The organism is Chryseobacterium sp. Chry.R1, from assembly GCF_039645525.1.
In the GTDB taxonomy this organism is placed as follows: Bacteria; Bacteroidota; Bacteroidia; order Flavobacteriales; family Weeksellaceae; genus Chryseobacterium; species Chryseobacterium proteolyticum.
Genome location: NZ_CP151793.1, coordinates 2719031 through 2742955, shown reverse-complemented (window position 1 = coordinate 2742955; position 23925 = coordinate 2719031). Strand labels below are relative to the sequence as shown.

At 36.5% G+C, this 23925-nt stretch carries 24 protein-coding genes; 2 read left to right on the top strand and 22 right to left on the bottom strand.

Annotated elements, in window-relative coordinates; translation table 11 throughout:
* Positions 1-18 precede the first annotated feature (18 nt).
* Positions 19-696: a DUF4197 family protein gene (locus AAEU33_RS12360; protein WP_345987815.1), complete on the top strand. Its 678-nt coding sequence runs from the start codon at positions 19-21 to the stop codon at positions 694-696.
* 41 nt (positions 697-737) lie between these two features.
* Entirely contained in the window at positions 738-1043 is a 306-nt protein-coding gene (locus tag AAEU33_RS12355) for a DUF493 family protein (protein WP_172278957.1), read from the top strand.
* A gap of 50 nt (positions 1044-1093) precedes the next feature.
* Here AAEU33_RS12355 and AAEU33_RS12350 read toward each other — a convergent pair whose 3' ends face one another.
* From AAEU33_RS12350 to AAEU33_RS12245, 22 genes are all read right to left on the bottom strand, one after another.
* On the bottom strand, positions 1094-1444 hold the full coding sequence (locus AAEU33_RS12350) for an ArsC/Spx/MgsR family protein (protein WP_273648364.1): 351 nt from the start codon (positions 1442-1444) through the stop codon (positions 1094-1096).
* Between the two features lie 91 nt (positions 1445-1535).
* The gene (locus AAEU33_RS12345; RefSeq protein WP_172278961.1) at positions 1536-2150 is read right to left on the bottom strand and encodes a deoxynucleoside kinase; all 615 of its coding nucleotides are present in this window, start codon (positions 2148-2150) and stop codon (positions 1536-1538) included.
* A 41-nt stretch (positions 2151-2191) separates the two neighbouring features.
* Positions 2192-3169 carry a hypothetical protein gene (locus AAEU33_RS12340; protein WP_345987813.1) on the bottom strand — a complete coding sequence of 326 codons (978 nt, stop codon included), beginning with the start codon at positions 3167-3169 and terminating at the stop codon, positions 2192-2194.
* 87 nt (positions 3170-3256) lie between these two features.
* Entirely contained in the window at positions 3257-4282 is a 1026-nt protein-coding gene (locus tag AAEU33_RS12335; RefSeq protein WP_345992772.1) for a glutaminyl-peptide cyclotransferase, read from the bottom strand.
* 193 nt (positions 4283-4475) lie between these two features.
* Positions 4476-5498, bottom strand: a complete 1023-nt coding sequence (locus tag AAEU33_RS12330; RefSeq protein ID WP_345987811.1) for a glutaminyl-peptide cyclotransferase — start codon at positions 5496-5498, stop codon at positions 4476-4478.
* 35 nt (positions 5499-5533) lie between these two features.
* Positions 5534-5917, bottom strand: coding sequence for a VOC family protein (locus AAEU33_RS12325; RefSeq protein ID WP_345987810.1), 384 nt, complete (start codon positions 5915-5917; stop codon positions 5534-5536).
* 57 nt (positions 5918-5974) lie between these two features.
* Entirely contained in the window at positions 5975-6403 is a 429-nt protein-coding gene (locus AAEU33_RS12320; RefSeq protein WP_345987808.1) for an SRPBCC domain-containing protein, read from the bottom strand.
* A 22-nt stretch (positions 6404-6425) separates the two neighbouring features.
* Entirely contained in the window at positions 6426-8039 is a 1614-nt protein-coding gene (locus AAEU33_RS12315; RefSeq protein ID WP_172278971.1) for a Na+/H+ antiporter, read from the bottom strand.
* 75 nt (positions 8040-8114) lie between these two features.
* Complete coding sequence (locus tag AAEU33_RS12310) at positions 8115-9119, bottom strand: bestrophin family ion channel (protein WP_345987806.1); 1005 nt, start codon at positions 9117-9119, stop codon at positions 8115-8117.
* Between the two features lie 10 nt (positions 9120-9129).
* Complete coding sequence (locus AAEU33_RS12305; RefSeq protein WP_345987805.1) at positions 9130-9804, bottom strand: DUF2490 domain-containing protein; 675 nt, start codon at positions 9802-9804, stop codon at positions 9130-9132.
* 29 nt (positions 9805-9833) lie between these two features.
* Complete coding sequence (locus tag AAEU33_RS12300) at positions 9834-10256, bottom strand: nuclear transport factor 2 family protein (protein WP_345987803.1); 423 nt, start codon at positions 10254-10256, stop codon at positions 9834-9836.
* On the bottom strand, positions 10253-10603 hold the full coding sequence (locus tag AAEU33_RS12295; RefSeq protein ID WP_345987802.1) for a DoxX family protein: 351 nt from the start codon (positions 10601-10603) through the stop codon (positions 10253-10255). The genes AAEU33_RS12300 and AAEU33_RS12295 overlap by 4 nt, the downstream gene beginning before the upstream one ends.
* 265 nt (positions 10604-10868) lie before the next feature.
* Entirely contained in the window at positions 10869-11318 is a 450-nt protein-coding gene (locus tag AAEU33_RS12290; RefSeq protein WP_345987800.1) for a VOC family protein, read from the bottom strand.
* A 34-nt stretch (positions 11319-11352) separates the two neighbouring features.
* Positions 11353-11895, bottom strand: coding sequence for an SRPBCC family protein (locus AAEU33_RS12285; RefSeq protein ID WP_345987799.1), 543 nt, complete (start codon positions 11893-11895; stop codon positions 11353-11355).
* 8 nt (positions 11896-11903) lie between these two features.
* On the bottom strand, positions 11904-12275 hold the full coding sequence (locus AAEU33_RS12280) for a VOC family protein (RefSeq protein ID WP_273648373.1): 372 nt from the start codon (positions 12273-12275) through the stop codon (positions 11904-11906).
* 39 nt (positions 12276-12314) lie between these two features.
* Positions 12315-12785: a hypothetical protein gene (locus AAEU33_RS12275; protein ID WP_273648374.1), complete on the bottom strand. Its 471-nt coding sequence runs from the start codon at positions 12783-12785 to the stop codon at positions 12315-12317.
* 131 nt (positions 12786-12916) lie between these two features.
* Positions 12917-13372: a DUF1569 domain-containing protein gene (locus tag AAEU33_RS12270; protein ID WP_172278987.1), complete on the bottom strand. Its 456-nt coding sequence runs from the start codon at positions 13370-13372 to the stop codon at positions 12917-12919.
* Positions 13373-13581: 209 nt separating this feature from the next.
* A complete protein-coding gene (locus AAEU33_RS12265) occupies positions 13582-14787 on the bottom strand; it encodes an ABC transporter permease (protein WP_345987797.1) in 1206 nt (401 codons plus the stop codon).
* 63 nt (positions 14788-14850) lie between these two features.
* On the bottom strand, positions 14851-15807 hold the full coding sequence (locus tag AAEU33_RS12260; protein ID WP_172278991.1) for a biotin/lipoyl-binding protein: 957 nt from the start codon (positions 15805-15807) through the stop codon (positions 14851-14853).
* Between the two features lie 19 nt (positions 15808-15826).
* Positions 15827-17236, bottom strand: a complete 1410-nt coding sequence (locus AAEU33_RS12255) for a TolC family protein (protein ID WP_345987795.1) — start codon at positions 17234-17236, stop codon at positions 15827-15829.
* Positions 17237-17493: 257 nt separating this feature from the next.
* Entirely contained in the window at positions 17494-17982 is a 489-nt protein-coding gene (locus tag AAEU33_RS12250) for an ecotin family protein (protein WP_345987793.1), read from the bottom strand.
* Between the two features lie 42 nt (positions 17983-18024).
* The gene (locus AAEU33_RS12245; protein WP_345987791.1) at positions 18025-23919 is read right to left on the bottom strand and encodes an alpha-2-macroglobulin family protein; all 5895 of its coding nucleotides are present in this window, start codon (positions 23917-23919) and stop codon (positions 18025-18027) included.
* Positions 23920-23925: the final 6 nt, after the last annotated feature.

Below are 23925 nucleotides of genomic sequence, written 5' to 3'. Positions count from 1 at the left end.
AACCATTAATAAAAATCAATGAAAAAATATATTCTGGCAATAGCATTAGTTGCAGGAACTGCTACTGTAATCACAACTTCTGTACAATCCTGCACAAGTCTTGCGACGACTGATCTGGGATTATCCATCATTAAAAAGTTTTTATTGAACGGAATCGATAAAGGAATGAATATTTATGGCAATAAAGATGCATTTCTACAAAATAATCTGGTGGATAAAGCGTTACCAAAAGAATTAAGAGATATCAATTCGATGCTGGAGAAAATTTCCCCTTCACTGGTTGCTAAGGAAAGGGAATATGTTGCAGAAGCAGCTTCGTACACTGTAAATATTTCGAAACCAATTCTTCAGAATGCAGTTAACAGTTTGAATGCGCAGGATGTAACGAGGATCATTCAGGGAGAAAAAGGTACAGCTACTTTAATTCTGAAGGAAAAAACTTCGGATCAGCTTGTGGCTGCTATTACTCCAAAGGTTGATGAACAGCTTAACCGGTATGGTATTGTAAAAACGATTAATACAGCCTTGGCAGGAAGTAACTTCTTGGGTAACCTACTGGGTGGAAACAGCAATACTGTCAATTCGGGAGGATTAAGTAAGCTGGCCTCTGAACAATTGGTTAATGGACTGTTTAATATCATTGAAGATTACGAAATAAAGAACTCCCAAGCCCTGTTAGGTCCACTTGGAAAATAGAAAAAATTTCGTTAAATTTATATATAAATTAAAATTGTTAGATGGATATCATTCAAGGAAATCAACACGCGAATCCGGAAGAATTTTATAATTCTTTAAAGGAAAAACTGGAAGGCCACCACGACTTTCCGGAAGATTATTTATTTAAATTTATAATTCCTACAGATCAGGCAAAACTTACAGAAATATATAAGGTTTTTGACGGCATTAAATTTACGCTTGGAAACAGAGAAAGTAAAAATGGAAAATATACAGCCTGCAATATCAATGCTTTTGTCTTAGACGCTGATCAGGTCGTAAATATTTATAAAGAAGTTGGAAAAATAGAAGGAGTGATCCTTTTATAAAAATAAAAAAGTCAGCCGAAAGCTGACTTTTCTTATTATTTCATTCTGGTTTATTTCTCAATAAAATATTTTACATTTTCAATAGGCCTTCCCAGCATAGCAACTGAACCTTTTATTAAGATTGGCCTTTGAATTAAAGAAGGGTTTTTAGACAATATTTCCAACCATTCTTCTTCTGAGTAATTCTTCCCTGCAAATTTTTCAAGATATAATTTTTCCGTCTTTCTGATCAGATGAAAAACACTCTGATTGAGTTTTTTTAAAACTGTTTTTAACTCTAAAATACTTAATGGGTCTTCCACAATATTGATGATCTCAAACGGCACTCCATTCTCATCAAGATACTCTAAAACAGCATTTGATTTTGAACAACTTCCATTATGTAAAACCTTAACTAACATATTTAATAATATAAACAATTAAACTTGTATGTAACAAATTTAGATAAAAACCAAGTTACATCAATCCTAAAAGATCCTAAAGTATTGTTAATTAAAACAATCCATTCAGTTCAGCTTCAATTTTTTCCAGAATAAACCCAAAATCTTCAGGTTTTTCAACGAAATCAAGATCATCTACCTCAATGACCAACAATCTACCTTCGGTATAATTGGAAATCCATTTTTCGTATTTCTGATTTAATTTTGAAAGATATTCAATACTGATCGAAGCTTCATATTCTCTTCCTCTTTTATAGATCTTTTTAACCAGATTGGGTACATCAGATTTTAAGTAGATCAACAAATCGGGGGCTGAAACAAAAGATTTCATTAAATTAAAAACATCCTGATAATTTTTAAAATCCCTGTCCGAAAGCAAGTGCATATCATTTAAATTTTCCGCAAAAATATGGGCGTCCTCATAAATGGTACGATCCTGAATGATATTCTTTCCACTTTCTCTTATTTCTTTTACCTGGCGGAACCTGCTTCCTAAAAAGTAAATCTGCAAAGCAAAGCTCCATTTGCTCATATCTGCATAAAAGTCTTCCAGATAAGGATTATGGTCTACATCTTCAAATTGTGCATCCCATCCATAATGCTTGGAGAGCATCGTCGTTAATGTCGTTTTTCCAGCTCCGATATTTCCTGTAACTGCAATGTGCATATTCTATTTTCCCTTATTTATTGATGTCCATGAAAAAATTATTAAATACCAACAGTCTGAACTTCTGCAGTCTCTTCAAGAAGCTTTTTCAACGTAGTATCTGCAGGTTTTTCCACAGACTGGTCTTTAATAAACTTGTCCTGAACCTTTTCTAATGATTTGTCCGCTGATTCTCCAGTTTGCTCTGGTGTCTTCTGAACAGGTTTTTCTGTATTTCCAGGTTCAGGCTCAGACTCCTGTTTTGCCTGTTTAATTTTTTCAAGGTTGTAAAGATAAAGGTTGTTCGCTTTGATTTCAAAATAAGCAAGCGTGTTTTTATCCACAATTTGTGCATCAGGATCTTCAAAAATTTTCACCAATCCTTTTTCCGGAATATATTTAAGAATTGAATTATTAGTTATGATCAGAATAGACTCATTCTCCCTTCTGAATCTTTTCCCGTTTTCTATGGGAATCTCTATAAGTTTTTCAAATTTCAGACTATAGATCCTGAAATGCTTTCTTGTCAGGATATATACTTTATTTTCATAAACCAGAAGATCCATCAGATCATCAAAGCTTGCATCAAAAGGATACGAGTTTATGGTGGTATCATTTCTGAAATTGTACTGAATGAGACGTTTTGAGCTCTCATCCAAAAGCCATATCTGCTGAAGATCTTCTGCATATGCTATTTTTATAAATGCAAACTTCTGTTTGAAATCTATTCTCTGGATCTCATTGAGATTCTGATCTACAAACTTTAATTCCTGGGCATTTTCTGAAAACAAGGGAACTGAAAGTGGATTTTGAACCCCCTGGATTTTAAATGGTACCGTAAGCATCATTTTCCCAATCTGCTTTCCTAAAGAATCATATTTGGTTAAACTGAAATCTTTATTCTTATAGATGTACAAATTTCCATAATCGTCTGCAAAAAGGTCTTTTGCTTCTTTTAATTTCAAGGTATCCAGTGGCAAAGCCTTCTGCGCAGAAAGTGAGCAGAAAACAAAAGCAAATATCAGGGGTAATAATTTCAATGTTCTTTTACTAATATGATTTCCCGAAGGAATATGACCAATTTACACACTTTATTTTAATCGTGATTCAATTGTTATTATTTTAAATTATTTAATAGCAACCTCATAAATTTTTGCCCAATTTTTTCCCGTTACCAACATATTATCACCTTTAAAGGCAATTCCATTTAAAACATGCTCAGTGTTATCTCCGGAATTTTCTGCTGTCAGTTGCGTAAAGTCAAATGTACCCACAACCTCTCCATTCACAGGGTTAATTTTTAAAATGATAGGTTTATGCCAGATGTTTGAATAAATAAATCCATTGTGGTATTCCAGTTCATTAAGCTGATCATACACTTCAGCGCTTCCTGCCACAGGCATTGTTTTTAATGTTATAGAAGGGTCATTTACATTCAGAAAATACAGGTTTTTTGAGCCATCTGTCGCTATCAGATTCTTACCATCATAGGTTAGTCCCCATCCTTCTTTCATCGCTGATGCTAAAGGAAATTCAGAAATCAGTTTCAGAGAACTTTTATCATATACAAAACCTTTTCTATTTCGGTAGGTTAACTGAAATATCTTATCTCCTGCAGTGGCACAGCCTTCGGAAAAAATATCCGCTGGTTGTTTTGTTACACTACCGGGTATGGTTCCTCCCAAGTTATATTTTAAAAGCTTAGATGATTTCTCTAACCCTACACTCTCGTACACCGTATTCCCTTCTACAGTAAATCCTTCAATAAAATTATCAGGATCATGTGGATATTCCGCTACAATCTGGTAGGACATTTTCTTTTCAGGATTTTTTGCAAAGACATTGATCGTGGCATCCTGATAAAGTGTTTTTCCTCCTTTTGTTTTAACAACAAATGTTACATCATTATCCCCAAGACCAAAAAACTTTGGATTAATGGTTAAATCTGAGGTTTCTTTATCCCCGAAACTGATGGTAATAGTTTCTGCATTTTCTAAGACATCCCCTGGAATTTTCAGTTTATCATTATAATGATAACCTTTTTGTTCCATGGAAAGATTATAGTCGTTTAAAGAATTTAAAATCTCTTTATCTTTATTACAAGACACTAATAATACAACCGCTACAAGACCGGCTATCGGATTTACTTTCATTGAGTTTCCAAATAATTTTCTCAAAAGTAGCAAAATTTATTGCTTTGTACTAATTTCATTTTGGGCATCATCATGCTGTAACGCGTATTTGTTATATGGAAATTTAATTATTAAAACCTCCGTTTCTGTTTTCCATTAAAATAGCGCCCGATGGGAGCGCTATTCAAATATAATTTTAAATGAGTTGTCTGTATTACTTAATGGCAACTTCATATATTTTTGGCCAGTTCTTTCCTGTTACCAGCATATTTTCTCCTTTGAAAGCGATCCCGTTCAATACATCATCACTTCCCTTGGTATTCTGCTTGGCAATATCTGTAAAATCAAATGTTCCCACCACTTCTCCGTTTGCCGGGTTTATTTTAAGAATAATAGGTTTCTGCCATACGTTAGCATAAATAAACCCATTGTGGTATTCTAATTCATTTAACTGATCATAAGCCTGTGAGCTTCCTGCTACAGCAATATATTTAACCAATTTTGAAGGATCTTTCGGATCAAGGAAATACAACAATTTACTTCCATCGGAAGCAATCAAGTTTTGTCCGTCATATGTCAGTCCCCATCCTTCTCCTAATACGTTCGGATATGCAAATTCAGATAAAAGCTTCAATGAACTTTTATCGTAGATATATCCTTTTTTGCTTTGCCATGTCAATTGATATACTTTATCTCCTACAATCGTACTTCCTTCAGAGAAGTCTTCCTGAGCCTGCTTTGTTGAAGCTAAAGGAGTTGTTGTGCCCAGAGTATACTTCAGAATTTGTGAAGACCCGTTTTGCCCATCACTTTCATAGATCGTGTTTCCTTCGATCTGAAATCCCTGCACAAAGTTGGCGGGATTATGCGGGTATTCCGCAACGATTTCATAAGAGATCTTTTTTTCAGGATTTTTTGCAAAAACATTGATCGTAGCATCCTGATTTAATGTTTCTCCTCCTTTTGTTTTAATATTAAAAGTAACGGCATTATCTCCTAATGTGAAAAATTTAGGATCAATCACAAGGTTTGAGGTCTCCTTATCTCCAAAACTGATGGTTACACTTTCTGCATTATCTGCAACATCTTTCGGAAGTTCAAGTTTATCTCCGAAGTGATATCCTTTGCTTTCCATTGAATTGTTATAATCACTTAAACTATTCAATATTTTTTTATCATTGTTACAAGACGCCAACATCAAAATCGCCGCAAAACCAAGTATTATATTTTTTTTCATTGAATTTCTAAATATTTCCCCAAAAATAGCAAATTTTATTCCGTTCTGCCAATTTGATTGGCGGGTTGACCAAATTGTAATATGTACCCATTGTTATCATAAATAGCGAATTCCCGCATGTCCCATTCAAAGGTTTCTATTTCATAGCAAATTTCAGCCTTGTCTTTTAATTCTTCCCATAAATCATCTACACTGTCGACGTTAAAGTAAAATGAGCCGGTAAATCCTATTCCATTGAATTTTTCATGATCGTTAGGCTTCGAGAGCATTACCTCAACGTCATCTTTACGGATCGTTGCCCATTCCCATTCATCATTCCTTTCCACCAGATTAAACCCAAGGATATGAAGATAAAAGCCAAGGGTTTCATCAAGATTTTGTGTCCAGAGTATGGGACGAAGAGAAGTATATTTTATCATATTTTTAATTTATAAAGCAAAACGCAAAGACACTCAATCTGCGTCTTTGCGTTTTTGTTATTTATTTTCCAGATAGGATTTCAGACTTTCTCCAACGATCACATTCCATCCCTTTGTAAAGTTTTCTTTTGAAAATCCCTCTCCCAGGTTTTTAAAGAGATCCGTGTTTTCATGAGTCAGCGTTATCACTGTTCCTCCATCTTCCGGCTGAAGTTCCCAGATCACTGTAGTTTCAGCATCGGAAAATTCGGGATATGACCATGTATGTCTGAGTCGTTCATTGATGGCAAAATCCAAAATACTTCCCTGATGGTGGTATTTTTTTTCATTTCCGGGTTCATAGAAATTAAACCGTTTTCCTATTTCCAATTCAAAATCAGAGATATCAAAATACCAGGATTTCATCTGATCTCTATCTGTCAATGCCATCCAGACCTTATCAGGTGAAGCATCCACTTTCTGTTGAACAATAATAGGTGTACTCATGTTATTTTTTTATTTCTCAAATCTATCCGTGGGTAAACCCGGTAATTTTAGCTTCATCAAAATCCAGCTGCATTTCAATCGTCCGCATCACATGATCATCAAATATCTTTTCACGTTTCATACGGTGCAATTCATTTCGCTGCGCCTGTATTACCTGTCTTAAAACATCCTTATTCTCGTTCATGGCAGAAACGTAATCTCCAGTAGAAGCCATACATTGGGCTTTATCTGCCATCATCATCATTTCATTTTCCAGTTTATGTTTCTGATGACGTACAAGACTGTTTCTTTCTGCAAGATCTGAGAAATCAGTATCCAGTTTTTGCAAAGCGGTTTCTTTTAATTTTCTCATTAAAATAACCTCCTGCTTTTCTTCAGGTATTTCACTTCCTGCATCACTTATTTTCAACAACTTTAAAATAGGAGACAACAAAAGCCCCTGCCCCACTAAAGTAATTAAAATAATAACGAAAGTTACGAATAAAATAATATTACGATGTGGGAACGCATCTCCGTTAGGTAAAAATGCAGGGATTGACAATGCTGCAGCTAAGGAAACAACTCCCCTCATTGCTGCAAAGCTGATGATAAAGGGTTCCCTCCAATCTGGTTTGGGGACCTTCAGCCTCAGTTCTTTTGAACAAAGTCTTGGAAAATACATTAATGCGTAACTGTAGATAATTCTTGTCAGAATAATGGCACCACCGATCACCACACTATAGAAGATTCCTTCAGAGATGGTATAATCTTGCATTGCAGCAACTACTATGGGTAATTCAAGACCGATGAGGATGAAAATGATGGTATTCATCAAAAAGATAAGAACACTCCATACATTACCCGACTGAATTCTCGAAGTATGGCTCAAATAACAATGAGAATTATAAGACATCAGTAAACCTCCGGCTACCACAGATAATACTCCTGAAAAATGAAAATGTTCAGCACCAACATACATAATGTATGGGACAATAAGTGTGATAATAGTGTCTATATTGGAATTGGAAGGAATGATACGAAGTAGAGCTCCGAACAGGAAACCTACTGCAATTCCTATCGCAATCCCTCCAATAGCCATAATGAAAAAATCCTGGACAGCATCTCTAAAGATAAATTGCCCCGAAATAACGGCCGCTAAAGCAAACTTAAATACGATCAAACTCGATGCGTCATTAATCAGGCTTTCTCCCTCAAGAATACTCGTAATCTTCTTCGGGATCTTCATATTTCTGAGTACCGATGTAGCTGCCACAGCATCTGGTGGAGAATTTACTCCTCCCAACAGGAATCCCATCGCAACAGTAAGTCCCGGAATGATTGATGATGATAGATACGCCACTACTATTGAAGTAAGGAATACCAGCCCAAAAGCCATCGAAAAAATCTGCTTTCTCCATTTATGGAAGTCCTGCCATGAGGTAAACCAGGCGGCTTCAAATAAAATAGGAGGAAGAAAAATAAGAAAGACCAGATCCGGTTCTATTTCAATGTGAGGCATACCCGGAATAAAGCTTATCAATAATCCTGCTATAACAAGGAAAATAGGATACGCTACTTTCAGCTTTTGCCCGATCATTACTAATATCATCACAGACAGCAATACTGCGATTGATATTATTACGTAATTGTGAATCATTTATTTATGATTTTATTTAATTAATATTAGGTTAGAAATCTAAATAAATTCTTTTGTCATTGTGTTTTTTATTTCCTACAGAACAATATTATTCTTCGGACTTATTGGTAAAGGAAGGTTATGTTCATCCAGCATATCTCTCATATCGATCTCAATTGTCCGGCTGATCTGTGTGATAGGAACATCATTAGGACTTCCTTCAAAAGGATTTACAGAAGCCTCTCCCACACTATCCAGTGTATGAAAGCACCAGGTTACCAAAAGTGAAAACGGAATATTAAACCATATGGTAAACCCTTCTAATAAAGTTCCCTCTCCCAGTTTATCAAATTCTTTCAACAATCCGAAAGGAACAAAAACAATAAACAGCAGCAACAGGTAAGTAGTAATCGATGAAAAATTCCTGGGATATGGGAAGTTTTTTATTCTTTCAGCTTTTCCCTGATCATCGGTGAATTTTACCAGTTGCTGGTTGATTTGTGTCCATTGAAAATCATTAATCTCTCCTTTTGCATAAGCCTCCGACAGTTCTTTGCTTTGGGCAGCCATCAATTGTGTAGCCCTGTTCTTTTTACTGAGAATATAATGAAGTTCACTTTCAGAAAGATAAAGTTTCAGTTCTTCATCCAGCTTGGAAAGCCTTTCCGGAATGTCATATTTTTTTGAGTATTCGTCAAACTGTACCGTATTCATATTCTCCCACGCCCTTGGCTCCCTTAGTTGAAAACGTAATGCCGTTAACCATGCATAATGCCGTGAGAACATTTCTTTTACTTTAGCAGGATCTTTAGCAGAGAGCGAATCCCTGAGAATATATCCAAAACTCCGGCTGTTGTTAATAATAGAACCATAAATCTGCCTTGCTTCCCACAGCCTGCTGTAACTTGCATTATTTTTAAAACCTACAATGAAAGCTACCGCTGTTCCCATGATTGCAATGGGCTGCCAGGGAAATGAAACGAATGTTAAACCGAAATGATAAAGTACCGTAGGAATTGCTGCTAAAACGGCAAGGACATAGATACTTCTCCTTGTCCACATAGCAAATTCACGGGCTCCAAATCTTTTTCCTGAGTGCATAAATGTGTTTTTACTTTTTGTTAAATGGTATGTTGTTATAAAATCCGATCTGAATCTGTCCCCTGTTTCTATTCTCCTGGAGCTGATTCATATACCCTGCTTCGATTCTTAAATTCTTACTGATCACATATCCCAACGCTCCGTACACCCTGTTCCTGTCAAATACCGGGCTATCAAAGTGAAGAAAAACTTCATTATAGAGAGAAGCATAAAAAGTTTTCGGAAGCATTTCTTTATTATTGATCGGAATATTTAGCCCCAGGAAATAACGAAACCTCATTCTGAAATCCTCTTCAAGAAAGCGTTCTTCCAAACGGTAACGATGCTGAAGATAAAATCTTCCAAATTGTTGTTTGGTGATAAACTGCTGAAAAATCCTGTGTTCAATATTTTCTTTTTTCTCGCCGTTTACATAGGGCTGACTTAAAATAAATCCGTAACCTAATAAAACATTATTGTTATTTTCCGACAGATCGTATCCGATCCCTGTACGGATTAAAAGCTGCTCAAGATCTCCAACCGCATCAAAGTTACGATACTGAATTTCATTGTGCCAGTTCCATTTTTTATTGATTTTATTATTCCCGAAATACATATACCAGGCTCCCAAATCATTTTTCTGAGCAAATGAAAGTGTTGTTGCAAAAATAAAAATGACGAGGGATACCGACCTTATAATCTCCATACTAATCTTCTACGTTTATATTTTATTAATTAATTAGCCTGACCTATTTCCAACTTGTCAAACTTTCCGTCACTGTTGATATTAAATTTAAAAAAAGTTCTGAAATCCCCCCAGCTTTCTGTGTGAAACCGGCCATAGATGGTTTTACCTTCATTTTCAATAGTATCAATCGAAGTAAATTTCTCGTGTCCACAAGCATCTTTTACGAATTTCTTAAAATCCCTTGGATTACCATCGTCATATAATTTAGCATCTGCAGTAAAAAAAGAAGTAAAATTTTCCGCATCACCTTTTTGCCATGCATCAAAAGCCTTTTTTACCGTTTCATTTAATTTTGTTGTATCCATATCATTTTTTGTCTGTTGTTGAGTAGGGGTTGTTTTAACATCATTTTTCTGGGCACATGCGCAATACATGGAAAATACCGTCAGTAAATAAATAATTTTTTTCATGAGAATTTAAAGGGATAATTTAAGAAAATAATAAGAAGATTCAAACCCATGAACGGAAGCTCTATCAAAGCACCTTTTATATCCCCGTGAAAAAGCTCTAGTCCCATAATAAGCAAGATCGTTCCCGCCATTAAAAAATTCCCCCAGAAAAAAGTCTGTGGAATTACGATCAACACCGCACTGATTATGGTAATTATCCCCAAAACCATGATAGCGGTATTGTTCATTCCTATTCTGCCAAGCATCTGTAGCATTTCAGGTTTCCCGGAAACCATTGCTATCCCTTGTTTAAAGCCCATATACACTGCAAAAACAATCAATGCAATGGTGAGTATTTTTAAAATCATATGTTGTGTTTTTAATTGTTAAAGTTTGTTGAGAAGGAACCTGATTTATCCGGATGGCACTTATTTTACCGCCAATATATCATAATTGTTAAATTCATCATCTTTTGTTTAATGGGTTTAAAGTTATGAATTCCTTATTTAATCTTCCGAAAAAGTGCTCTTTGTAAAATTAAAAAAACAGGAATGCAAATGTATAATAAAATGAAAACCGACAGGAATTCCTGCCGGTTCTTTTTAACTATATTTCGTATACAAAAAATGAATGTTACGGATGTACCTGAGCTTTAGCCGGATCATCATAATTTACCATCCAGTTGATTCCGAATTTATCTGTAAACATACCAAAATAAGCACCCCAGAAAGTATCTGCAAGTGCCATTGTCACCTGTCCTCCTTCTGAAAGTCCATTGAATAATTTTGTAGCTTCTTCTTTTGACTCTGCATTAATGGAAACAGAAATATTATTTCCTGCCACAAAATGAGATGCCCACTCTCCGCCGGTGTCACTTCCCATTAAGACTGTTTCTTTAGAAATGGGTAAAGAAACATGCATAATCTTATTTTTATCTTCTTCCGGAGTTTCTTTTCCTTCCATTGGAGGCATTTCTCCAAAAGTTCCGATATAAGGATATTCGCCGCCAAAAACAGATTTATAGAAATCAAATGCTTCCCTGCAGTTCCCATTGAATGTAAGATAAACGTTTACTGTTGCCATAAAGTATTTTTTAAAATTGAGTTTGTCTGATGTTTTAAGGCTTTTCGGAAATTCGTTTCAACATGGAAAGCCCTTGTTCATAGTCTTTTCCAATGGCACCATCCATATTCATAAACAGCTTCATTATGGTAAAAGGGTATGGAATTTGGGAGGTGAACCCCCAGGTCACCCTGCTTGCGTTTCCTTCATGAGCCACTATAACATAAGTATCTGCTTCACTTTCGTAAGGAGTCATGAATTTAATTGAAGTATCTATTCTTTTTAGGGAAGGATCTACTTTTTTTATTTCCTGGCACCCTTTTCCCGTTTTATCATTTTTACTGCTCCAGCACATTTTTTCGCCCGGTTGCCCTTCGGTTCCGGCCCATTCCTTTTTCATTCCCGCATCCAGCCTGTTCCATGGACTCCAGAGATCCATTGCTTTTAAAGTGTTGGTGTTCTGCCATACTTTTTCTACAGGAGCATTAATTGTTATGGTTTTTTCATATTTGAAATCCCCGGAAATTAAGGCGGCTATTACCAACCAAACTATCAGTATTGCGGCCAATACGATCATGGCCCATTTTAAAATCTTCATAGGTATTTCTATCTGTGCTGGTCTATTAAAATCATATTCCCATCGGGATCTTTTAGGAAGATGTGCTCCGGCCCTGAGGTGGTTTCATCAGCCTCTTTTTCCAGATGAATATTATTTTCTTTTAAATGTTTCTGAATCTCACGCACGTCATCGAAAGATTCCAGATTCTCTGCATTTTCATCCCACCCCGGATTGAAGGTAAGCATATTCCCGTCAAACATAGCCTGAAATAATCCGATCAATGTACTTCCGTTTTTCATGATCAGATAGTTTTGGTCCATGTTTCCTCCCATAGCACTGAATCCCAGCTTTTCATAAAAGTCTTTAGACTTTTGAAGATCTTTTACACTTAAACTGAGCGAGAATACTCCTAGCTTCATATTTCTTATTTATTTTATTAACAAGTTTTATCTTCAGTTTTACTGATTGGTTATATGGGTTTTGAAGTCCATTGTTCCATCATAGCTTTTCCAGTCACCAATGAATTCGATATAAGGGGACTCAATTTTCTCAGTCACTTTATTCCACTTAAAAGTATAAACAAATTTACCTTTGAAAATACCGGAATGTTTGCCTTTATTCTCCTCTGCCAATTCGTATTCACCATACACAGTTCCTTTTCTTTTCGTATCCTTATACTTTGTAATCGTCAGATTTCCTTCAAATTTAGAATAGGTTTTATCCACTAAAGAATATCCGGAAACAAAATATTCCTGATCATTTTTTCTGTTTTGTTCTGAAATATTAATCTTGAGCTTTATGGCCTGTTTATCATTTCCGATGGTTCCGGAGTATGCTTTACTGTTGTTGAGCCATACATTTGAAATATTAGGCATCTGAGCAAAAGCAAAACCGGAAATAAGAATGAGGAGTAGTACAAGTTTTTTCATATTGTTTTTTGTTTTTAATTGAGTATTACGTAAGCAATATCAATAAAAGGAAATTCTGTGACAGCATAGGGAAGGCCAATATTTCCTTGAGTAATTTTAACCTATCATTACAGGTTCTAACTCATCCGAAGTTATACTCCGAACTGAGCCAGGTGGTGATTTAAATGTTTCGCAAACATATTGCTCCACTCATGGGATTTCAGTTTACCAAATGAGAATGATTCTTTTCCATCGAAGGCTTCAGCTCCCAGTTGTTGCGTTTTTTGGATAAATCCTATCAGCCTCTTTTTTTCTTCTTCAAAATCCCTTCTTCCCACAATCATAAACTGGGGTGCAGTAGGAGAATCTCTGGGATAGGCTTTTTCACTAACGACTTTAGGTTTCACAAAATTTTTCAGGATAAATTTTGCTATAGCTCCGGGCTTCTTATGCTTCTCCGGTTCATACACCATCTCATAGGAAACGCAACAGTGAGCCAGCATCTGATCCACCATCATTTTTCCCCAAATACCGTGAGTATCTTCAATAAGATTATTGATCCTATTGATGTAATTCTGAGCAACTTTTGCATCAAATACGTTTTCCATTGTTTGTTAATTGTTCGGAAAACAAATATATCAGTTTTTTCTGATGATTCTATATCCTTTTTTAAAAACCGTAAAAACCCGGGCGATGATATATGGATACCGGGTCTGAGGTATAAGTTAAGGGGTTACAAAGTACGTGGTATGGATTAAGTTTGGGATGCAACTGATGCGATGAACTTATCTGGTCAATTTATATTTTGCTTAAAAATTTATCCGATTTCTTCGAAGGAATCTTCTTCTTTTGGATTCTCAGGTTTTACGTACCTGAATACCAGCCATAATTTGATCTTCAGGGCAATCCACCCTAAAAAAGCATAGACAAGTAAAAGAATTCCCAAGTGCCTTAAATAGGGAAATGTAAGTTCTACCGATCCTTTTTGAATCAATAATATTTTGAAAGCCTGTAAGAATGGGGTTAAAGGAATAATATTCGCAATAAACTGTACAAAAGCAGGCATTGCATTCAATGGCCAGGTGAATCCGCTGATAATAAACGCAGGTGAAGCAATAACCATAAGAATTTGAGTTGCCTTCAAGGCATCCGGAATCAGAATACTGATAAAAACACCTAAGAAAGATGCTGAACTCACAAAAACAGAGGTCAGAACTATAAAATTAAAAATCCCCTGAGGCATAGGCACTTTAAAAATCATGTGCATGAAATAATACATTCCTACGATCAGTATAGAAAATATCCAGATCGGTATCACTTTGATCAGCATTGTAGGAAATGCCCATTTCCTCATTCCATAATATTCTTTCACGAAGGTTCCTCCCTGAAATTCTGCAGCAAAACTTACGGCCATAGCCAGCAATATCACCTGTTGTAAAACTACAGCCAACATGGCCGGCCACATGAAAATAAGGTAATTACTGGTTGTATTGAAAAGGGTAATATAATTGGTTTTAAAGGGTTCAAACTGGGTAGCTGCCCTTGTTGCCGGCATTCCGGCTTTCTGAAGGGCCTTTATCGATGCACCTGCAGAGAAAGTTCCAATCGTCAGCTGAAGGGCTTTTGTGGCAAAATTTGCTGTAAGAACATTTCCGGTATTAATGTAAACATTGACTTCCGGATATTTTTTTTGCAGCATTCCAGCTTCAAACTTGGAAGGAATGATTACTACGGCTGCCGCATCATTTTTAATGACCTCATCTTTTATGCTTAATGGTTCCTGAACATACTTCAAAACCCGGATCCCTTTATTGTCCTGCAACATTTCCACCAGCTGATTCGACAACGGAGTATTGTCCCTGTCGATAACAATAACTGGCGTATGCTCTACTTTCCCGCTTTTGTATACAAAACCCAGCAATGTGGCATAGAATAAAGGCGCCACAAAGAATACGGTTCTTAAGGTGGAGTTTTTAATGAACATCTTAAACTCGCGCTTTAAAAGACGGAAAAATTCTTTCATTGTTTATATCTGTTTAAACAGCCTTATGGAATTTCAAAAATGCCATCGGACTGTATTTCATTATTATTTCAGGATCACATTGGCGTTGACGAGGATATTTTTAGCTTTATTCATATCCTTAGGTTTTACTTTGATCTCATAAATGGCATCCTGCAGCTGATAATCGGGATAGGCAGTAGTAATATCCGCATATCTTGTCAGCTGCTTAATATACAGGATAGTCCCCTCAATGTTTTCTTTATTATAAACGACCTGCATCGCAACGGTTTGCCCTTTTTTATATTTTGCTATTTCGCTCTCAGGAACGGTAAACCTGAAATACGTACTTTCGGGAATGTAACCGTTAAACAGAGCAAAACCTGCGGTCGCAAGCTCTCCGGCATTAAGGCTGATGGTTTCTATTTCCATGTCGTTTGTCGCAATAATGTAACGTTCAGAATAAGCAACATTCGCCTCTTGTAAAGCTCCTTTGGCTTGCGAAGCCTGTCCGGCAGCCATCTCCACTTTTTCGAAACGGGTTCCTCTTTTTACATCATCCAGTTCCGCGACTACAGCGTCATATTGCGCTTTGGCACCCTGTAATTTAGCATATACTTCATCATAAGCCTGCGGAGACATCAAACTATCCCTAAACATATTAGAGGCTCTTTTGAAAGATTTCTGTGCGAAATCATACTGCTCTTTTAATCCTTTATATTTAGCCTGAAGCTGTCTCAGCTGATCTGCGGTAGCTCCGTTCTTAGCCATTTGTTCCTGTGCCGTTGCTGCACTTACGGCTCCCTGAGCCTGTGCAATTTTTGCTGAAACTTCAGGAACATCAAGCAATGCCAAGGTGTCACCTTTTTTTACGGTCTGACCTTCTGTAACATAAATTTTGAGGATCCTCCCGGTTACTTTAGGAGCAAATGAAACAACATCCTTTTTGGTTTTTCCTTCCGAATCATTGAGGTTTTCTTTTTTCTGTGCACAACTTCCCAATAAAATCAGAAAGCCAAATAGTATAGAGATATTTTTTTGCATCATTTTAATTTTAGTGGGGTTAATACAATTTCGTGATATCCAGCTCCTGCGTGGACCTCATCAGTTCAATTCCCGCTCTGCGCTGGTTGAAAACCGCATTCTGATATTCAAGTTCCGCAACTTCAAGGTCACTTTCCGCTTCTATAAGTTGTGAAGATTTGCTCATCCCATACCTGAATTCTTTTTCAGCCTGTACAAGGGCATTTTTTGCCAATTCTTTTTCTTTACTTTTCAGGGTTATTTGCGCCGTGGCAATATCATAATTCGTTTGATTATTCGCGAGGTTTAAGGTCAGTTTTTTCAAGGCATCTTCTTTTTTGTTTTGTAAAACTTCTTTACCTATCCGCGCCGTCTCTTCGGCATGCTTTCCCTCTCTTCCATCAAATATTTCCCATTTAAAACCTATACCGGCTGTAAATAAGGGCAGAATGTTAATATTCGTGGGCCTCCAATCCAATCGCGCACCTTCATATCCAAGGGCAGGGATTGCGGGGATTACATTTTCAGATGTTTTGACTCTGCTTCCATATAACCCGATATAGTATGCAGAAGCCATAAGCTGAATTTTTGGGATCATCCATGTTCTTTCTGCTTTAATTTTGTAATCCGCGGCTACAATTCCGTGATCCAATGCTCTGATTTCGGCTCTCTGCTCGATTCCATTTTCCCGGGAAAGCATTTCTACAGGAGTTAAAACGGGTTCTATCAGGCGGAGGCGTTCTTTATTGATACCGGTTAAAATGTAAAGCTGGGTAAGAAGCAGCTCTTTTTTTCCTTCATACTCTACAATCTTAGCATCCAGGGTTGCTTGGGCAAGCTCTATCTTTTTATGATCGTAAGGTGTGATCAATCCGTATCCTAGAGCTTTATCGGCTGTTTTCCTGTTGATGTCCAGCCTCTTTTTACTTTCATCCAACACATTTTTAGACTGATGAATCAGGGCGAGCTGGTCGTATGCTTTAGAAACAGCAGCTACCACGTCATCCCTGGTCTTTTCAAGAAGGATGTCCTCTGATGCTTTTTTCTCTTCAATCGCCTTTTTAAGATATTTCACTTTACCTCCCGAATACACCAACATTTTGGCATCTGCCTTTGCAATACCCGAGAAACCGGAAATATTAAGGTTGTTATTATACCTTCCTTCAGGAATTGTTAAAAAAGGTTGTAGGTTAATTTCAGGAGAAGTTAATCTTGCCGTTGCGTTCAGATAGCCGGCTTGCCCGCTTAATTCCAACGTCGGAAGGAAGATATCTTTCAGTTTATGACCGTCAAGATCGGTAAGTTTATTTTGAGTGATCTGCATTTTAAGATCCGAATCCCGAACCATTGCACTATCTAAAAGTTCCTTAAAGTCCGGCGCCGATTGTGCCCAACCAAAAGCTGGAAGTACAAAAAAACCAAGGGCAAAAATCAATAAATTGTTTTTCATGGTTCATGTTTACAACAAATATAATGCAAAAAAATGTTAAAACCCGTAGAATAATTCTCCTGTATAGTGAATTTAAAAGATGTTCAATGGTAATCGGCCTCCAACAGTATTTATTAAACAATTGTTTAAATATAGTTTAAGGATAAAATAATTTTCTACAACCTGTATCAGGATCCTTCCTATAATCCACTCTTTTTAGTACTTCACAAAAAAAACTCCTCAGAAAACTGAGGAGTTTTATATTTAGAAGTTGAAAATTACTTTTGAACTGCTTTCTTCATTCCAGCGTCCGGACGTAAAACCCTGTAACGTACTTCGAGGTCTTTAGGTACATAAAATACCAAAGGTAATTTACTGTTATAGCCTACAATTTCCGGTTTGATATAAATAAACTTTTTTGTTTCCTTTTTATTTAAACATCCCTTTAAAGTTCCGGCCGTCTCTCCATTGGATTCTACTTCATAATAATTGTAGCCCCATCCCTGAAGATCCTGAGATTTTACGCTCCCCATCATGAAATAGTTATTACAATCAACCATTTTCTCCTTACCCACAAAATATTCAACTTTCAGATCTTTTTCATTTTTAGCGACAGGCAGCTGAATGTATACCTGCTTGTATCCGTCTTTAGCCTTTGGGAACATTTCAATTTCCAATTTTTCAAACTTTTCAGCTTTCTTTTGAGCAAAAGTATTTACTCCAACCATCATGACTAATCCTGCAATTAGTGTCTTTGAAAATTTCATATTTTTTGTATTTATTTTTTACTGATTCTCTAAAGCCAAAAATCATTCCAAAATTTGAACATTGTCTCCTTTTGTATGAGCATTCATCTGCGGAGCATAGTAATTTTGCATCGTTGTAATACCATTTGAGAACTTTCCGGATGCATTAGCAACATAATCATACTCAAATACATATTTCCCTTTCGGCATATATTGAATATAAAAATTTGTGGACGCATCTTTAGTAGATTGATAATATCCTAAATTATTTTTCCACTGATATCCGGATAATACATTAAGAGGCTCAAATCCGGCTGCTCTCATATCTTTTATATGAATATACTCCATCGCACGGTCGGTATTTAAAATCATTCTTACTGTTACTTTATCCCCTACTTTCAGTGGTGTCCCCACACCTATTTTCTGTAGCTCTTCACCATTTACTGTTTTCACTTTTTTATAAAGCTCTTTGGTAACGGAGATATAATTTTCTGATGATTTTATTTTATCCAGATCTTCATAATATTGCCAGAACAATCCTCCCTGCACAATTCCGGGCCCCGGCTTGGTAACGGTAACCGTACTCAGGCTTTTGTCTACTGCATCCTTTTTCACGGTTGACTTTACATACCCCGTTGCCTGTGTTTGCGGTGCCAGTTCTTTTCCGCCCCAAATAATGGTTGCTTTATCACTTTCAGCACTGGTCCATGATTTTCCTGAATTTAATATCGTGAAAATCACTTCTGAAGTACCCCTTGAGCTTCCCCATGAATTAACTTCCTTCTGTGTTACCAGCCAGATCTTCATATCTTCAATAAACTTCTGATCGTTCGGTTTTAAGGTATTAAAAGCTTCTAATGCACCGGCATGGTTCACAACTTTTGAATTGAACCAACCCCAGTCATTAAGATTCTGCTTCCAGTACACTCCCTGGGTTTTGGTATCTGTGGAAGTTTCTTTAAGAAAGGTCATAAGCTTATCAGAAGTTTCCTTCATTCCATAATCGTTCATCAATAAAGCTGCCCGGTGAAGTCCGAAGAATGTAAAATCAGTGATTTTTGCAGTTTTTGCTTTTTGTTTGACCAATGATTTTAAAGTTGCCCCTTTTCCTTTCAGAGGATATTGTTTCTCCCAATAGTTACGTGTGTCCAGATAATCCAGAATCCAGTTGTTCCAAACATTTTCTTTCGTATCCACATATTTATTGATCTCGTTATCTACATAGTTTATCAATTGGGTTACCATTTCATTTTGCGTTGAACTTTGATAATCCTTGGCATTACCTTTTAACCATAAATTGATTTTACCCAGATTTTTAAGGATATACAATGACACTCCGTAAGAGCTAGGATACCCTGAATACCATGAAAAGCCTCCATCCGGATTTTGCAGTTTTTTGAAATCATCCCAATCCTGATTGATTGAATTTTTCATTGTGTTGGCATCAAACAATAATGCAAGTTTTTGCATCTGCTCCTGCTCATTTTTACTTTCCAGTACCCATGGAGTTTCCTCTAATAGTAACTGCTTTAATTCCTGATTTTTTTCAAGGTTAGAATTCAATAATCCTTTGTTCTGATATTCTTCAAAAATGGTTTTCATCTTTGGGTTTGCTTTGAAAATTTCAGATGCCAAAACATCAGCAAACCATTTATTAAAGATTACATCAGCTGAACTATTCTGATCATTTTTCAGGCTTGGAAGGGCAAACATAATTTCCCAGATCGGATTGGTTGTGAGCTCCAGTGTATTTGAAACATTCGTTATTGTTGCTGAATTCGCATCTTTAAGATGGTCCAGAACAAAAGTTTTAGTTTCTCCTTCTTTTACAAAAACAGGGACTGCATCTGTTACCAGCATTCTGTTCGGTAAAACAGCAATTGCCTGCTGCTCCCCGTCTGAGAAAGAACCTGCTTTAGCCACTACTTTAAGGATAATAGATGAAACATTATCCGGAACCTTTACTTTCCATGTTGCAACCGAATTTCCATTTTCACTTACATCAAAATTCTGGGTTCCTGCATTCAATCCAAATTTTGAAGAAATGTCTTCATTAGTAAATGCATCCAGGATTTGTAAAACAGCAGAACCATTTAATCGCTTATCCGTTAAATTAGAAAGTTTTGTCTGAAGGTTTAATTCATCACCTTCTCTTAAAAACCTTGGATAATTTGGAGTTACGGAAAATTCTTTCTGTGTAACTACTTCTTTCTCCAATGTCGCCGACCTGGCATCTTTTGTGTGAGCCAGAAACATAAGCTTCCATTTCGTAAGCGCTTCCGGAGAAGTAAATTCAAAATTCACATTGCCTTCTGCATCCGTTTTCAGATCCGGATAGAAAAATGCTGTTTCATTCAAATTTTGTCGAACCGGAACTTTTTCCAGAGATTCTTTTGACTGTCCACCTTCTTGATTACTTGTGCCTTTACGAACAACAACGACTTCATTTATTTCAGCCATCGCATCTGCAGCGACTTCCTTAGCAGCAACGGCCGGGGCAGGTAACGCTTTACTGTAAGCAGCATTACCCCTAATTCTTATTCCACTTGCTCTTCCTTCAAGACTCTGAAGAACAGCACCATCATAATAAAGCGAATTGTCAAACCAGTTAAATACCGGTACTTCCACATATTTACCATTCATATATTTCAGTCTCTTCTGATAATATTTTTGCAGAAGATTCTCCCTGATATCGTAAGAGGTTATGATGGTATACGGAATATATAATTTTTCCCAATCGAAGCTGTTGGCTGCAAACTGATCAAGAGACATATCATACATATTGGCCAGAACCTCAGCATTGATCTTCTCCTTATCATTCCCTGAAACTTTTACAGACCATTTCTCCTTTACATTAGGCTCCAGTTTATCTCTGAAAGTCACCGTCTCTATTTTAAGAGGCTTTTCAGAGTCCTTAATTTTTAAATTGACAGATTCAGTCTGCACATCATTAAATGCAACAATCTGAAATTGAACATTTAAAACAGATACACTTTTATCTTTAGGAATATCTGCTGAATACTCCAGCATTCCGTTTTTCAGCTTATAGCTTTCAGAAAGGGTGCTTCCTGACCCATTCTGAACAAATACATTGACTATGGCATCAGGAACAGCCGAGTACACATAGATCTTTGCTTTTTCACCTCTTCCCCATTCATTTTTAGGTCCGATAACCTTTAGGAATGTTTTCTGACCAGGCTTTAATGCTCCTTTATCCCAAACACTGAAATTCTGTACGGATTTTATGGTATCTTTTCCTTCCATATTATACAATTCCAGCTGGTAATCACCCGTTTCCAGTTTACCCAGATCCAGATTGGTTGCCAATTGTTTCTGATCTCCAGATGGCTCCTGTGTTTTGGTAAGAACAACTTTTCCGACCTTCCAATTCTTTAATTCATCATTTTTGTCAAATAAATCATGCGGAAATTTCTTAATGAATTCCTCTTTGCTCAATTTTGGCTGATTCTGAACTTCTCTCAGGAAATTATCCCTGAAGATCCTGTCCGGAGACTCCAGTTTAGAAAGCTTTACCTGATACGATTTTTTAAGATCCTGTTCGTTATAGTTTCTTGTCTCTACTTTCACTTTCACATTCTCATCAGCAAAAGCATTATTAATCTCATCTGCCTTGATATAATGGGATACGGAAGCTACCTTCAATTGTGTATTCGCCGTCTGCGTTTCTCCGTTAATATCCGTTACAGAAGCATTGATCTCATAATTATCGATCTGGATACCTTCCAGTTTTTCATCTTTTTTAAGGTCAAGGCGGATAACAAACTCTCCTTTTTCATTTGTTTTTGCTTCACCCAGGATTGAATTTTCATTATCATCCCCTTCAGGATACCACCAGAAATATCTCCAACGGATGTTGCGTTTTTTAATTTCATAACTCACCGTAGTATTGCTTAAGGCAACACCAGAAAACATCGCTGCCTTTCCTTTGAGTTCTATGGTCTGACCATATTTATACTCATCCTTTACGGGATCGAAGGTTACCTCAAATTTTGGTCTCTTATATTCTTCTACCCTTATATCTTTATATCCCTGCGTATTGCCGTCGGTATTCAAATAGAACACCCCATTGAGTTGTCCTTTTGGTAAAATAAAGCTTCCATGATATGATCCGAATTCACTGGTTGTAAAATTTTGTGCAGAGACTTCCTGACCATTGGTATCCACAAGCGTTATTTTCTGTTTCAGGCCTGATACCACCCCTTCCGTTTCTTTATCAATCTTTGTATTGATCACTTTAAAATAGACCGTCTGACCTGGTCTGTAAATTGCACGGTCTGTAAAGATCTGAGCTTTCGAACGGACCTGCTTATTAGGATCATAATTGGAATAATCATCATTCCCATACACCTGCATGATTTGATAATCTTTGGTTTTTGGCTGTTGTATCAAAAATGTCCTGTAGTAATCCTTACTTGATGTTGAAGGAAATTTGAAAACACCTTTATCATTGGTTTTTCCATCAACTTTATTTAAAGTTTTATTGGCTACAAATTCGTAGAACGTAAGATTTTCATTAGCTACAGCTTTTCCGTTTTCGCTGTTTACCAGTTTCAATTCGTTTGAAAGTTGATTTCTGTCTGTTTTCGACTGGTAGATCACCTTGTTGTTTGAAACCAGAAAGTAAAAATTCTGTTTGGCATCATTATCACTGGCGTCAGCTCCTGCAACAAGATACTCAGCAACGTATATACCGGAAGGTAAAGGCTGAATTTCCACTGAGGTTTTATGCATCTGGTAATCTTTAGGATCCGGAAGCTGATAGCTTTCTTTTCTTACCAGGCTTTTTTTCACCTGTCCAAATGTATTTCCATATGAGTTCCTGATATATTGCATGAAAGAAGTAAAATCATCTTTTACTTCGTAAATATTCAATGAAAATTCTGAAACGTTTTTATATTCAGCAACCAGGTGGATAGGAAGATTGGCCTGGGTTTGCTCTTCATATTTGAGAGTAAGATTCGGATTAAGAATCTGATCTTCTTTATTTTTTATATTCTCAAGAAACGGAGATTTCGGATACTGGCTTTTTGCCTGGGCAGCAACTGCTAAAGCTTCTTTTGCTTGCTTTTTTATCAGGTATTCATTCATGATCCCTTCCATGATCAATACCTTATAATCTCCTTCGGTATCAGTCTCCAAAAGATTCTGAAGTTGCACCAGTTTATCTTTGCACTGATTGGCATCACAGTTTTCAGAAAGCTTCTGGTGCATAAAATACAACTTTGCATTTCCTTTATTCTGTGCAATTAATTCATCAAAAATTGTATTGATCTGAGTCCTGTTTTCGGCAAGCTCATTTTTTGTGAAAATTTCGCTATCCCCCAGAAAGTTGATTTTCCTCAGAGAATACCAATCCCACAATGTTGGAAAATAGATAATATCCTTAGTATTTGAAAATGCACTTTTATATTTATCCAAAGAGATTTTTTTCATTTGCTCTTTCTGCTGGTCAAGGTCTTTGAAGTTCTTCGTCAGATAATTTTTAAAATCCAGTTTGCTCCAGGTTTCAATCTGAGAAACGTCCTGAGAGTTCAGGTTCGTCCGTCCATTAATCTCCCAGGAATGCCGTTTATAATAATCCTGAAAAAAACTACTTAAGAGTACATCATACACCACCCTTTCATCACCTTTCAGCTGCTTTTGTGTATCCTGAAGCTTACCGAAGAATTTAGAAGCGGAATTATTCTGATCATCGTCAGTCGTTTGATTTACAATACTAAATTCTGCTTTGAGGGATCTGATCAGCTGCAGTGTATTATTTTCTTTCATAGCTTGTTTTTGTATGTCTAAAACAATGGGAAGATTCGATTTGTACGCTCCTTTCTGGCTGTTGTCAGCAATTTTTTTCCACTGATCGTCGTAGTATTTCTGTGCAAAAACTGCTGAGAAATTCAGCATTAAAAGCAAAAGCATAAAAACCTTGGAAAATCTTTTCATAAATGT